General features: G+C 43.8%; 8 protein-coding genes. All 8 read right to left on the bottom strand.

The genetic code is table 11. The annotated features are described in order from the left end of the window. Positions 1-8 precede the first annotated feature (8 nt). A complete protein-coding gene (gene secA2, locus ACVC7Q_RS06255; protein ID WP_447265354.1) occupies positions 9-2393 on the bottom strand; it encodes an accessory Sec system translocase SecA2 in 2385 nt (794 codons plus the stop codon). A 24-nt stretch (positions 2394-2417) separates the two neighbouring features. Further along, positions 2418-2888: an accessory Sec system protein Asp3 gene (asp3, locus tag ACVC7Q_RS06250; protein WP_037585271.1), complete on the bottom strand. Its 471-nt coding sequence runs from the start codon at positions 2886-2888 to the stop codon at positions 2418-2420. Next, positions 2885-4429: an accessory Sec system protein Asp2 gene (asp2, locus tag ACVC7Q_RS06245; protein WP_447265231.1), complete on the bottom strand. Its 1545-nt coding sequence runs from the start codon at positions 4427-4429 to the stop codon at positions 2885-2887. The genes asp3 and asp2 overlap by 4 nt, the downstream gene beginning before the upstream one ends. Beyond that, positions 4422-6011, bottom strand: a complete 1590-nt coding sequence (gene asp1, locus ACVC7Q_RS06240) for an accessory Sec system protein Asp1 (RefSeq protein WP_447265230.1) — start codon at positions 6009-6011, stop codon at positions 4422-4424. Before asp1 ends, asp2 begins: the two co-directional genes overlap by 8 nt. An 8-nt stretch (positions 6012-6019) precedes the next feature. After that, positions 6020-7237, bottom strand: a complete 1218-nt coding sequence (secY2, locus tag ACVC7Q_RS06235) for an accessory Sec system protein translocase subunit SecY2 (RefSeq protein ID WP_277839376.1) — start codon at positions 7235-7237, stop codon at positions 6020-6022. A 221-nt stretch (positions 7238-7458) separates the two neighbouring features. Beyond that, positions 7459-8463, bottom strand: a complete 1005-nt coding sequence (locus ACVC7Q_RS06230; RefSeq protein ID WP_447265229.1) for a sugar transferase — start codon at positions 8461-8463, stop codon at positions 7459-7461. Positions 8464-8663: 200 nt separating this feature from the next. Further along, positions 8664-14063, bottom strand: coding sequence for an accessory Sec-dependent serine-rich glycoprotein adhesin (locus ACVC7Q_RS06225; RefSeq protein ID WP_447265228.1), 5400 nt, complete (start codon positions 14061-14063; stop codon positions 8664-8666). Positions 14064-14258: 195 nt separating this feature from the next. Next, a partial coding sequence (locus ACVC7Q_RS06220; protein WP_447265227.1) for an LPXTG cell wall anchor domain-containing protein occupies positions 14259-15506 on the bottom strand: 1248 nt, incomplete at its 5' end.

Below are 15506 nucleotides of genomic sequence, written 5' to 3'. Positions count from 1 at the left end.
GTCCTCTTTTATGGGAAATGCAAGACAATTTCCCCTTTTTTATTGATTTCTACTCGACTCAGTAAAAGATTGCGGACCATTTGTTCTTTGGCCGCCCCTTTCATTCGATCAAAGGATTGGTAGGCTTCTTGGAAAAATTCTACCAAAGGGTTTTTCTGACTGGTGTATTGGCCAGAGAGAGCCATCCGCAATTGTTGCAGATAGTCGACCTGCTCGACCCAGTTTTCATCGATAGCTTTTAGAATGGCCATGCGCTGGAATTGGGCGATCACCTCATCGGTGCCTAAGACCTCATACTTGGCCTCTAACTCGCTCTTCGCGATCTCCCATAAGAAATTCTCTTTGGTTTTTTTGCTACGAAAGGTTTGGTGGGCTTTTTCAGGATCCACTTGGTAGCTGACATTGTCTAACATATAGCGATAAAAAGCTACCGGTTCCTTGTATTCTTTTTTATGGACGACGCTTGAAAAGACGGAACGAAGCGCTTTTTCAACGATGTCATCCAAGCGTCCTTCTTGTTTGATCAAGCGGTCGCGCTCTTCGTAGACGATGGCACGCTGAATGTTCATGCTTTCCGCAAATTCTAGCGTCATCCGACGACTGGCCTGACCAGAACTTTCACTAGCATTTTGGGCCCGTTCCACCAAGTTTCTATACTTGCGCTTGGTCAGAGCTTTGGCTGAACCAATCCGCTCATCCACATCATAGTCTTGATAGGTATCCTGGATCCAGTCTGGCCCCCAGTTTTTCATCAAATCGTCTTCCAAAGAAACAAAGAACTTGGTCAAACCGGGATCTCCTTGTCGACCTGAACGTCCCCGAATTTGAAGGTCAATCCGCTGGTTCATCATCCGCTCAGTCCCAACAACCACCAAGCCACCTAACTCAGCGACTCCTGGTCCCAACTTGATATCGGTTCCCCGACCGGCCATTGAGGTCGCAACCGTCACGGCTCCTTTTCGACCAGACTCCTTAATGATCTGGGCCTCTCGAGGAGCATTGTTGGCATTGAGAAGATTGTGAGGAATCCCTTCGCGCAAAAGAAGATTTGAATAAAGAATCGACATCTCAACGGATCCGGCAAAAACCAGAATCGGATTACCTTTTTCGTGGATTTTCTTCACATAGTCCAAAGAAGCTACGATTTTCTCTGGTAAGGTTTGATAGATTTCATCCGGCAAATCCTTACGGATCTTCTTACGATTGGTTGGAATCTTGATCACTGACATGGCATAGGTATCGAGAAATTCTGCCTCAGCGACCTTCCCAGTCCCCGTCATGCCCCCCAACTTCCGAAACATCTTAAAGAGATTTTGGTAGGTAATCGAAGCCATGGCCCGAGTTTCTTGGGTGAGCTTGAGACCTTCCTTGGCTTCAATCGCCTGGTGGAGTCCTCCTTGCAAGCGGGTCATTTCCATCAATCGGCCCGTTGCCTGGTCTAGCAAGACAATCTCCGGTTGTCCTTCGACATTGGGGTGGATGACATAGTCCTTATCCTTAATAAAGTTTTTATTGGCCTGGAGGGCTAGGCTGATATGGCGGACCAAGTCACGGTATTGGGGATCATAGAGATTGGGAATGGCAAGAAAAGATTCTGCTGCATGAGCCCCTTTTCGAGTCAACCAAACCCGTTTCTTTTCTTCGTCAAACTTGAAGTCTTCCCCCTCCTTGAAGGTTTGGATCAAGGTGTCAATAATCCCATAAAGGTTGGACTGAACCCGAGGAGAACCAGAAATAATCAAGGGGGTCTGAGCGCTATCTAGGAGCACCGAATCAATCTCATCGACAATAGCGTAATTGAAGTCTGCCAAAAATTGGCCATCTGCTGAAGCCGTCAAGTTCTCTGTTAGATAGTCAAAGCCCAGACTGGTATTGGTCGTATAGATGACGTCTGATTGGTAAATTTCGCGTTTGACTTCTGGATCTAATTCTTCGTCCTCTGACTGTTTCAAAGGAACGCCGACGGTCAAACCTAAAAAGCGATAGACCTGTCCCATCTCTTCTGCATCCCGAGTTGCCAGATAGGTATTGGTCGTAATAACCATAACCCCTTTACCCTCTAGGGCATTGAGATAAACAGGCATGGTCGCTGTTAAGGTTTTTCCTTCACCGGTATTCATTTCAGCGACATTCCCCTGGTGTAGGACGATCCCTCCCATGACTTGCACGTCATAAGGAAACATACCTAATACCCGTTTATCCGCTTCCCGCGCAACCGCAAATGCTTCTGGCAAGAGATCATCCAAGGTCTCCCCCTGAGCTAGACGTTCCCGAAATTCTGCAGTCTTCTCCTGCAGCTGACGATCCGTCAAACGGGCCATGTCATCCTTCCAGCTATTGACTTCTTTTAAGATTTTTTTGATGTTTCTTAATTTAACGTAATCCAATGTGATCCTCTTTTTTGCAGTGATGTTCGTCTATTCGAGAACTTCTGCTCCCTCAGACGATATTGGTTGAATAGTGAAATAGTGGAAGGTAAACTCTTGCAAACCTGCACTGAGCAAGCGTACTTCGTAGGCGTAAGCTTGATCTGGATAGGTGAACTGCAAGCGACCTTCTGCGGTTACTCGACGGCCAACAAGCTCTCCAAAGCGATCTCTAAAGATAATTTCTACCATAACGGTATGAGTGGGAGTCGCTTCCATCGTGATAACCAATTCATAATCTTGCTCTCTTTTGAGCAGGGGCAGACTAGGAATTTGACGAGTTGCCCCAAAATTCGTCTGCGAATGCCAGGTTTTCAGTACTTGACCAGATGGCATGAGGGGATTCTGAAATTGAACGCTTCCTTGGGCAGTTGCTTGAATAGTTGACCCCCAAAGATAATCTGCAAGAACGGTATCGCCCCAGTAGATTCGTCTGCTTTCATTTTCTTTTATTTTTATCATTGGCTTCTTCCAAAGTCTCTTTCCATGATTTCTTTGTACTGGGTCACAAACCACTCAATGATCGGACCACTCGCATCATTGTGTCGACCAGCGCGGCTGGTACTGATAATACGAACCGGTAATTCATACAAGGCTTCTAAAATATCTGGATAGGCCTGCTGGTCGTAGTCATCATCCCGCATATAGGCAAGGGCTAGAATGGTATCCTTAAAGTCCGCTTTTTCAAACCGGTCCCAGAAACGTTGATTCAGCTGGCCGATCCCTTCTTGTGACACTTGCCCAATGATCAACTGCATCATGTCTAGAGACGTTCCAAACTCATCTGGACGTTTAAATTTCAGATTGGCAGCGACATCCCCCAGGTTGACAATGGGTTTTCCAACCAAGATCGCATGAGGAGAATAAAGAGCACCATAGTAAAGGGCACCAAAGGTCCCCATGGACAAGCCTGAGAAATTCATATCTTTGGGCTCAAAGCCGAGCAAGTCCAAATGCTGATCAATAAAGGCTGTGATTTGATTTTCTAATTCTTCTGAGCCCATATAAAAGGCTCCACCTTCCAGTCTTGGGTCAGAAAAGAGAATAAAGGGACTACCCATAGCACGCATCATCCCAAACCCTTCAAATCCTTCGGCTGGACGATACCCAGAAAAGTAAATGTTTAAAGGGGGCTTCATATCGCCAGGATGGAAATAAGCAAAAATTTCTTGACGTTTGTGGTCCCGTAGCGTCTTAGCTCCTACTGTCATCTCTCCTAAAGGACCATGTGACAAGCGCTTATGTAAGGCTCCGATCGTAAGCGTCCCCTCTCCTTTTGCCTCCAGCGAAAAAGCTAGATAATAAGGTTCTGCTCCATCCAATTCTAAGGGCGCTTGCATCTCTTCTTCTGAAAAGACCGCATCTTTGACCCAATCACCCAAAGCTCCATAGCGGTAAAATTGGATCCGCAATTGCAACTGACAGCTAGGATCTTTTTCGTATTCCAACCAAAAATTGATGGGGCGGCTAGCGTCATACACATAATTGTAAACCCACTGGGCAATCGGCGTAAACTCTTCCCCGTATGCTCCGTCAAGCTTGAGGAAATGTTGCCCCAAGACTGTTTGCTGACCAGCAAAATCAGGTCTCACCTGCAGATCACGAACTGTAAAGGCATCCCCATATTGATTGTCGTATAAAAAGCGGTCTAAAACATAGAGAAATTGATGTTTGTTTGAGAAATCCCAGGGTCTCGCTTGTTTAAGCCTTAAGAGGTGGGCTAATTCTGCAGAAGGTGCCTCTAGCTTACGGCTTTCATCATAAAAAACGGTATAAGGCTGAAAATAAGTCAGGTCTTCTCCTAAAGCCAACAAATCTTCTGGCTTCTCTAGAATCAAGGCTTTAAATTTAGAGATTTCCTCTTCTTCCATATAGTCTTTGAGAGATGGAAGAGCAGTGGCTTGAAAAAAGTGCCAGCCAAGTCCAGCAGGGAGTTCTACTTGATCCTGCCAGCTACTTGATCCGATTTGGAGGATATGGGGTATCTGTAGTTTTTTATCCATGACGTTCTTTCATCCATCCTTCCCATTTCTCGATCAAGCGTTGACCGGTGTATTCTTGAATTTTTTCGATTGAGTAGACCAAGGCTTCATTCCAAGGCTTCAATTCCAATAAAAAGTGCGTGATTGCCTTTTCTAATTCCTTGTCTCCCTTTGATAAGACATAGCCGTTTTTCAAATGATCGACATATTCTGTCTGGACGCGGTTGACCTGAGGAATCCCCGCAGAGATCCCTGCAATCTGCGTATAGAGGTTGGGTTCCTCACTTAAATCGACAATTAAGCGAGTTTTTTCCAACTCTTGAATAATGTCATTTTCATTTGAAAAATTCTTAACTACAAAACGGTAATCCGGTGCGTCTTGTACAGACTCTTCATCAATGATTTGGTTTTCTCCAAGCCCTTCTGACTGACTTGGCGACTGAACAAGATGCAAGTCCTGCTCACTAGCAATCAATTCCTCGAGTTGCCCTTCTAATTCCTTCACCCGTTCCGGTGATCCATTGTAAAATGCAAAAACAACTTCAAATAAGGGATGTTGCGCTAAAATTTCCAGAACCTTCTTTAGCTGGCTCTTACTTGGAAGCTCGGCTTCGTTGACATAAAAGTAAATCTTGGATTCCTTGCGCTCCTGACTAGATCCCAAACGAAGGCGGGAGTCAAAAGAGGTAATCCGGTGTGTCTTTTGAGTCAGGCTAGGGGAAAAGCCCCCAATCGCTTCTTTGGTTTTTTCACTATCTGTAATCAAGAGCTGGGCATCAATCATATCAAAATAGAGGGCAAAGTTTTCAGCAGATAAGGGCTGACGATCTCCATAGAAGGACAAGACTTTCTTGACACTACTTGCTGTATCCTGTAAAAAAGCCAAATTTGCTGGATGAGCTGCCAGAACCAACTGATCTCGTCCTGGTACCAAGGCTGCCAACTGTTCCTTCATCTTTTCAGCGACAACTTCTCCCATATCGGAATATCTTTCTTTTTTGAAGGCAGGAAAGAAAGCCTCATTGACCATAACAGAGTGGCTCTCTTCGATCAACATTTCTCTCAAAACCCATTGTCCATCAAAACTCAGATACTCTTGAAAATAAGGTTTCCTCTCATTGTAGTAAATCCTACTAGAGATAAAGCCGCGATCATCTAAGTACTCAATGTAGCTGATCTCATCATTCTTATAACGAGTCAAAGAGAGAATGTTTCCATCTACTCCCATATCAATTTTTGCTATGAGGTGACCCTTTCGAAATGCCATTACCAAAAAGGGAGTGTAGGAAAAAGTGGTCTCACTCGGCCATTCGATGTCCCGAAGCTGAACTGGGTGCATAGCCAAATCAGAAGGAACCTTTTGGATACGATCAAAAATCGAGAGCACATCTGTCTCTAACAAATCTTGGCGGTGTAAAAAATAGCGCAGTTGCGGACTATATTGAGGCAACAATAAGATCCGATCTATTCCTGCTTCTTGAAAAATACGAACTTGATTAATGGTATCATCAAATTCAATGGATTCTCGCATCCAGTACCAAGGGGTAGCTGTTTGCTGCCAGATGCGGTCCGTTCCATACCAGGCTGGTACAAAATAATACATGGTTACTCCTAGAATATTCTTGTATAACGTTGATTGACACGAAGGGCACGAATTTCTTCTCGGATATTGTAAATCATCCCGACAAACATGAGGAAGGTTCCTGGAATCATGGTCAAGCGCAAAAGATCTTTATCCCATAACAAGAGGGAAAAAGGAAGCGCCGTAAAGAGGATCAGATACAAGGTCCCAAAAACCGTCAAGCGTAGCACAATTTTATTGATATAGCGACGTGTATCTGCTCCAGGATAGACATGATCGATATACTCGGACGCCTTCATCATCTTATCTGCAATTTCTTCTCCGTTCACATTGACAAAGGCGAAAGCAAAAGAGAGAAGGGCGATCATCAGAATGTAAAGAAGAATCCAAATCGGATCTCCCATCACCAAGTGTTTGGCTAAATGAGCGGCCCACTTGGCATTGGAATCCATAGACAAGATCAACAGCAGCGCGTACTGAGGAATGGACACCAAGGTCATGGCATACATGAAGGGCATCCCTCCTGCTGGGTTGAGCTTGATATCCAAAAAAGTATAACTTTTCAAATTGTTGTGGATTCCTAATTTATTGACAGGAATCTGGTACTTGGAATATTCTACCAAGACTGCCACATAGACAAAAATCAAGATAAAAATCACGCCCAGAACATAAGCGATCTCTGGTATATTATTGACACTTGAAAGGGTCTGCATCACGTCTTCTGGAAGATACATCACCATCCCAGCCATCATGATCACCACAGAACTTCCAAGTCCCAAAGCGGCATTTAGATCTGAGAGCCAAACTAGAAAGAAGGCTCCAGCTACCATAATCATGGTATTGACCGCAATGACAAGTCCGGAGTTCAACCCTGTCTTCAAGGGGAGATACATGGCCACTGCCAAGGACTGGACAATGGCGAGTGCCAAGGTCACGTACATCTTTCGCCGTTCCACAATTTCCGAACTGGTTTTTTCGAGGTTAAAGCGTTTTGAAACGGTAAACATCCGCCACAAAATCATGGAAGACATCCACGGGGATAGACCGATCGAAAAGATCGACATTCCGCGGAGGTTCCCCCCCATCACAGCACTTGAGAGCTGTAAACCGGTTGTCGTTCCCTCATTGAGTCTCAAGGCCTTTGATAAGTCAACAAAAGGCAAGGAAATTTTACTTCCCAAAACATAAATAAAGACGAAAAATATCGTCCAACAAAATCTCTTTCCTACTTCAGATCGTTTTAACATTTCTTTTAAACTTTCTCTTACTCATTTTGACTCTTCCACCTGGGGAATAGCCTTTTAATATGTGCCTTTAGAGCATTTTATCTCAACTTATTTTACCATAATTTGCGACTTTTCCAAACTCATTTGTCACTAATATTTGATAATATTTCAAATTCCCCATTTGGTACTGTATTCAACAAAAAATCCTTCAGATGTTTATCTAAAGGATTGTTCATTGAATGTTATTCACCCAAGGCCATGATGGTATCGACGAATAATTTCTTTGTAAAATAGCCATTGCGGATCAAATAAGAAGTATATTGAGCCTTTTGGACCATTTGGGCATACGCTTCTTCTGTGCAGTCTTGAACCAGACGATTAGCTTCTTCAAGACTGGATGCTACAAAGCCAAGCCCTTTTTCTCGAATATAGTCTGCATTTGACAAATAGTCTGGCACGACTACCGGAAGACCTGCGGATAAGTAAGTCGATAATTTGTAGGAAATATTTTCTTTGTAGTAATCTCGCTCATCCTCGGGGTTCTCTGAATTTCCCCAGACCAGCCCAAAACCACCCTTAGAAAGCTCCAAAAGCAACTCTTGCTTAGTTCGCCAGCCTTCAATATGGACCTTGGAATAATCAACTCCTTCAACTGGTTCGGTATAGACATGAAGGGGTGTATCATATTTCCAGTCGATGATATGAGGGAAACGCGACGGATTCCCAGAGAAGATCAGTTTTTTCTCAAATTGCGGGGTATAGAGATCCAAACTGTGGGTCAAATCCCACAACTTTTGTACCACATATTTTTTAACTGTAAGCCCTTCCGATACTAGACGATGGTACATTTGCTCTGATGGAACAACGACCAGATCACTCTGATTGTACATGTCGATATAGTTGGGCATCAGGTAATAATTACTCTCAAACATAAGCGGTGGGACATCGTGGATAAACATGACCAACTTGGTTTGAAGGAGTTTTAACTTATCCACCAAACGGCGGTCCCACTCAATCCCATTCCAAGAAGGCGATTGAACGAAGACGATATCCCCAAAAGCAACGCCTGCTAAAATCCCATCCATTCGCGAGTTCAATTCACTAGCTGGTTCATTACTATGATCATAAAAGTAGATCCCTAATTCATTGACCCCAAGCTCGCGAACGACATTCATGATATCGTTTTGGGCCATCAAGGCAACACTTTTTGAAGACTGCCCAAATAAATTTGTAAAATGGATTTTCATCTCTTTCCTCTGACTCTTCTTTTTTTATCCCATATTTCCTGAAGATATGAAGGCAAACTGAGCTTTTCACAAAGCAACCTTTTTCATACCCTTCAACGAAAACTTCCTCATTCATTATAACATATTTCACAACTTCTTAGACATTCTAGATCAATAAAAGACCGGTAATATCCCGGTCTTTATTCATGATATTTAATACCTTATTTGCCATCTTTTTTCCGGATTCCTAAAAGGGCTAATCCAGACAGAAGAATGGAAACTACCGTAGCAAGGATATTACTTGAAGGATGGGCTCCTGTCTCTGGAAGAGCAGGTCCTGAAGAATGCGTCGCACTTAGCGAGCTTGCATCTGATGGAGATTCTGAGTGAGAGGTGCTGAACGAAGACACGACAGACTCAGAAGGACTGGTCATAGCAGAGAAACTTGACGCATAAGACACACTGATCCATTCAGAAGCTTCATGCGATAGGGATTGACTCTCTGTCGATGATGCGCTCATAGATACTGAGACACTCGTCAAAGGGAATTCAGACACTGGCATCGACGTTGAAGTAGATTCACTTGCAGAAAAAGTTGATTGGCTATAGGAGTCAGACTTCGATAGCGAGGCTGACGCTAGAGATTCCGAATGGGATGTCCATTGTGAAGTAGATAGACTCTCTGAAACTGATCGAGAGAACGATCCAGACTCTGAAACCTGCGATGCAGCTACGACATTAGAAGTTGAAGCTGATTTGCTTGTCGAGGCAGAAGCTTGAACTAACGAATCTGATTGACTCGCGGAAACCGAAGCTTGTACCAACGACTCTGAGTGGCTATTATAGATCGAAGCTTGGACTTGTGACTCAGATTGAGTTGCAGAAATCGAAGCTTGAACCAAGGATTCGGATTGACTCATTGAAACAGATTCAGACAGCTTTTCGCTCATCGAAATAGATTGCGACAAGGAAATCAGTTGAGAAACCACTTTCTCCGATCCAACCGTCGATGTTGACTGCGATTGAGACATAGAAATGGATCTAGACGCTAAATTAGATAAGGATACCGACTGACTCAACAAAACAGATTTCGAGGCTTTTTCAGACTCACTCTTAGATGCCGATTCAGAAGCTACTTTTGATTGCGATTCTGATTGACTGGCGGAGACTGAGGCCTGAACCAACGACTCTGATTGGCTCGCTGAAACCGAGGCTTGGACCAGTGATTCTGATTGACTGGCAGAAACTGATTCTTGAATCAACAATTCAGACTGGCTTGCGGAGACTGAGGCTTGAACCAGTGAGTCTGATTGACTGGCAGAGATCGAAGCTTGAACCAAGGATTCGGATTGACTCATTGAAACAGATTCAGACAGATTTTTGCTCATCGAAATAGATTGCGACAAGGAAATCAGTTGAGAAACCACTTCTTCCGATCCAACCGCCGATGTTGACTGCGATTGAGACATAGAAATGGATCTAGACGCTAAATTAGATAAGGATACCGACTGACTCAACAAAACAGATTTCGAGGCTTTTTCAGACTCACTCTTAGATGCCGATTCAGAAGCTACTTTTGATTGCGATTCGGATTGACTAGCTGAAACTGACGCCTGAACTAACGACTCTGATTGGTTCGCTGAAACCGAGGCTTGGACCAGTGATTCTGATTGACTGGCAGAAACAGATTCTTGAATCAACAATTCAGACTGGCTTGCAGAAACTGATTCTCGAACCTGTGATTCGGATTGACTTGCAGAGATCGAAGCTTGAACTTGTGATTCTGACTGACTCGCTGAAGTCGAAGCTTGAACCAACGACTCTGATTGACTGGCAGAAACAGACTCTCGCACTAACGAGTCTGATTGACTCAATGATGTTGATTGCAAATCAGTCGATACTTGCGATTCCGACTGACTCATTGAATCAGAACGAGAAAAGGACATAGATTCTGTATTTTGAGACTTAGATTCGACATCAGAAGTAGATTGTGATTGACTCACTGAAACTGATTCTTGTACTAACGAGTCTGATTGGCTAGCTGAAACCGATGTCTGAACCAAAGACTCGGATTTGCTAGACGATACAGATGCCTGAACCAGCGAGTCTGATTGACTCGCTGAGACTGATGCTTGTACCAACGAATCTGATTGACTCGCAGAAACCGACTCTTGGACCAAGGAATCTGATTGACTCGCAGAAACCGACTCTTGGACCAAGGAATCAGATTGACTTGCGGAAACCGACGCTTGGACCAAGGAATCCGATTGGCTCGCTGAAACCGAGGCTTGAACCAGCGAGTCAGACTGGCTCGCAGAAACGGACTCTTGGACCAACGAATTGGATTGACTTGCGGAAACCGACGCTTGGACCAAGGAATCAGATTGACTTGCGGAAACCGACGCTTGGACCAAGGAATCAGATTGACTTGCGGAAACCGACGCTTGGACCAAGGAATCCGATTGGCTCGCTGAAACCGAGGCTTGGACCAGCGAGTCAGACTGGCTCGCAGAAACGGACTCTTGTACCAACGAATTGGATTGACTCGCTGAAACGGACTCTTGGACTAAGGAATCAGATTGACTTGCGGAAACCGACGCTTGGACCAAGGAATCAGATTGGCTCGCTGAAACCGAGGCTTGGACCAGCGAATCAGACTGGCTAGCTGAAACGGACGATTGAACCAAAGACTCTGATTGGCTTGCCGATACAGATGCCTGAACCTGCGAGTCTGATTGACTTGCAGATACAGATTCTTGAACCAACGAGTCTGATTGACTTGCTGAAACTGATTCTTGAACCAATGAGTCTGATTGACTCGCTAAAACTGACTCTTGTACCAAGGACTCAGACTGACTAGCGGAAACGGATGCTTGTACCAAAGACTCTGATTGACTTGCGGAAACCGACGCTTGGACCAAGGAATCAGATTGGCTAGCTGAAACCGAGACTTGGACCAGCGAATCAGACTGGCTAGCTGAAACTGACGATTGAACCAAAGACTCTGATTGGCTTGCCGATACAGATGCCTGAACCTGCGAGTCTGATTGACTTGCAGATACGGATTCCTGTAGCAAAGATTCTGATTGACTCGCGGAAACGGATTCTTGTACTAACGACTCTGACTGACTCGCGGAAACGGATTCTTGAACCAACGAGTCTGACTGACTTGCTGAAATCGAAGTTGAAACTTGCGAATCTGACTGAGTGATTGAGTTAGATACTTGCGACAAAGAAACAGACTCACTAGTCGATACAGACTGAGACGATGAAATCGAATCTGAAACCAAAGATGCCGACGTTGAGGCTGAGAAGCTTTGAGACTGTGATGCAGATTCTGACGACGTCATTTTCCGATAATAATAATTCACGCTCGTCAATGGATTTGAAACTACCATTTTTTGAATGGTTTGTTTAAAGTTAGAAAAACCTTCTGCACCTTGAGGTGTCGCATCTTCTCCGACAATCATAGTCTGATTATTACTTAGAAAAGTTGATTTTGGAAGCTCTGTAAATGGTTTTGGAACCGTATATTCTGTCCCTGTATTTTCATCTGTATAGGTGACGGTGTCCTTAGCCGAAAACCATCCTGTGATCTCCAACTCAAGATGACGATCATCCACTCGTTTTGGCGTAACATTAAGAAAATAATCTTTGTTTTTACTTTCAACTTTACGTGTTCCACCTAAATCTGAAAGATTATCAGTACTATCTTGTTTAAATTCTTTTTCATAAACAAGTGTATACTTGTCAAATACCGGCTCATTCCCGACATCCAGATTCGAAACGTTATAGACTTTGGAAGGATCTAAAACGTAGTAACGAAGGATGTAGTCACCATTTTGACTGGTTGTAACAACTTCACTTCTTATAAAATGCTCACGCGCATTTCCGTACAATTCTACACGTCGATCTCCAACTGTACTATTATCAAAAGTTCCTGTTCTTACATTTTGAGACGAGCTCACAACTGGAACCTGTACGTATCCTGCGATATCACGAGCATTTGAGGCCGTATAACGCTGACCTTCAATTCCGTACTGGGTATACTCTGCTAAGACTGCTTCTTTCCCGGTTGGTGTGTATTCCCCATCGAACCATTTGCCTGCTGGATCCACCACTTTGTAGAAAGTCGACTGTTTCCCCCACATAGATGGAACCTTGATTTCAGCTCTCGAAGTCAATAGTTCCCCCTGTTTTGAAGGGTTCATCACATCGTATACATCTCGTACAAGGAAACTTGTCTCTGGGCTAGCATAAGTCCCTAGATAAACGTTCCCAGGTTTCCCATCATCAGACTTGCTATAGGCAAACATATTCCCAAAAGGAGCTTTCTTAATCAACACTTCTTTAGGTAGTTGGAACTGCGTGCCACCAATGACATTGGCAGAGAAGGTTTGAGAGAAGATCTCGGAACCATCTGATTTTTTCACAACACGGAAATATACATCATTTCCCACATGCGTATTCGGATCGGTATCGGTACGATCGATGGATAAGGTCGCATAATACCCCAACGGTTCCCCAGTATTATTAACAAAATCCCAAATCCCAAAGGTATAGCGAGTCGCATCCGTATCCTTCTTGTAAGCTGCAATTTCTTCAGGTGTTTGGTTAACATAGCGCTTATCGATATGAGGATCTTTAGCAACATCTGTAGCTGTCAGAGGGGCATCTTCAACACTAGCACCATTGCGATCATCCATGTTTGGTGTAATCTCTAGCACTTTACTACTACTCTTAGCCACCTCAGCGATAGGAGCTAATTGAGCAGAGATCGCAGGTTTTCCATCTACATTTGTATTTCCCACAAAACCTGCAGCTGTCAAGGTCGTCATCATCTCATCGACAGCTTTCTCCAAACGATCGCGCTGGTCAGCATAAGCTTGTACACTGGCATTGGTGTGGATCAAGTTATTGCTTGCAGTCACTTCAGCCTGCACTTTGTTAATGATCGCTTCGACCACTGCTCGGCGATCAGTGTCCGTCATTTTAGATGCGTAGTTTCCTGCAATTTCTTGGAGCAATTCAGCTTCAGAGGCATTTTGTTCTAAAACAGTGGCTTCTTCTAAACTAGTCGGTTCCTCAACAACCGCCTCTGACTCTAGAGCTTGAGCAGACTCGCTAAATGCCGTTGATAATGGAGTTGATCCAACTTCACTCAAGGACAAAGAAGTAGATTCACTGATCGAAGCAGACGCACTAACAGATGTAGACAAACTAGTGGATTCTGAAACAGAGACAGATTCTGAAGACTGGGTAGAGGTATTTCCCAAGACCACACTATCTACTTCTGCTAAGGTTTCCTGTTTTGTCTCAGAAACCGTTGGTGCCAGTGATGTTGCATCCTCCGCCTTAGCAGTCGTAACAAGCACAGCACCACCAAATACAGTTCCTGCCGTAATCAAACCTTTTAAGAAGGCTTGGCCGTTCTTTTGACTTTCTATTTGGTCTTGTTGCACGTTGGCAATGATGGTCTCCTCCACTTGCCCACGCACCACACGAAAGAGGCCTAGAGCAGCTGTTGATGCTCGAAGCCAATTTTTTCCTGATTTAATTAATTTGAAGCGTACGACACGATCTGTCTCACGAAAGTTTCCTTTTGAACGCTTAAATTGCATGATATTCCCCTTACATTGTAGTCATTATTCATTATACAGGAATACTACGCAGATTCAAGTAATTTGCTATGAAAAACTTATTTATTATTGTTTTGTTTTCAAATTTTTTGCAAGAAATTAAAAATACTTCATTCTACTAGAAAAAAAGTGAATCTCCTATGAGATTCACTCGAAAAAATGATAGTTCCTACTAGATCAGTTCCCCTTCTTTTTACCTCGGGTAAGTCCAGCAATTCCAGCTAACCCTGTAACTATCCCCAGAAGAGCTGATGTCACAGATCCTGTTTCGCCAGTATTTGGAAGCACTACAGACTGGCTGTGTTTTTGTGAACCGCTTGCTGATTCTGATGCAGACAATGATTCTGAAGTAGATGCTGACTCAGACGTTGATACAGATTCTGAAGTAGATACTGATTCAGAGGCTGAAACTGATTCAGACGTTGATATAGACTCAGATGTAGAGACTGATTCGGATGTTGACAATGATTCAGATACAGAAACTAATTCTGAAGTAGATACTGATTCAGAAGCTGAAACCGACTCTGATGTTGACACCGACTCGGACGTTGAGACTAATTCAGAAATTGAAACCGACTCGGATGTCGACACTGATTCAGACGTTGAAACTGACTCGGATGCTGACAATGACTCGGAAGTAGATACCAATTCAGAACTTGAAACCGACTCGGATGTCGACACCGATTCAGATGTTGAGACCGATTCTGAACTTGAAACTGACTCGGATGTCGATACTGATTCAGACGTTGATATAGACTCAGATGTAGACACCGATTCTGAAGTAGATACTGACTCAGACGCTGATACTGATTCAGAAGTTGAAACTAATTCTGAAGTAGATACTGATTCTGAGATCGATGCTGACTCAGACGTTGATACAGATTCTGAAGTCGAAACTGATTCTGATGTTGACGCTGACTCAGACGCTGAGACTGATTCTGATGTTGAAACTGATTCTGAAGTAGATACTGATTCTGATGTTGACGCTGACTCGGAGGTTGAGACTGACTCAGAGGTTGACACTGATTCAGACGTTGACACCGATTCAGAAATTGAAACTGACTCAGACGTAGACACTGACTCAGATGTTGAAACTGATTTTGAAGTAGATACTGATTCTGAGATCGATGCTGATTCAGACGTTGATATAGACTCAGATGTAGACACTGATTCAGACGTTGATATAGACTCAGATGTTGAAACTGACTCGGATGTCGACACTGACTCGGAGGCTGACAATGACTCGGAAGTAGATACTGATTCAGAACTTGAAACCGACTCGGATGTCGACACCGATTCAGATGTTGAGACCGATTCTGAAGTCGAGACCGATTCTGAAGTCGAGACTGATTCGGACGTCGATGCTGATTCAGACGTTGATACAGATTCTGAAGTCGAGACTGATTCGGACGTTGATACTGATTC

Source organism: Streptococcus sp. W151, assembly GCF_053010205.1.
Note: the sequence above shows the minus strand (reverse complement) of the source record. Positions and strands in the feature narration are given on the sequence as shown.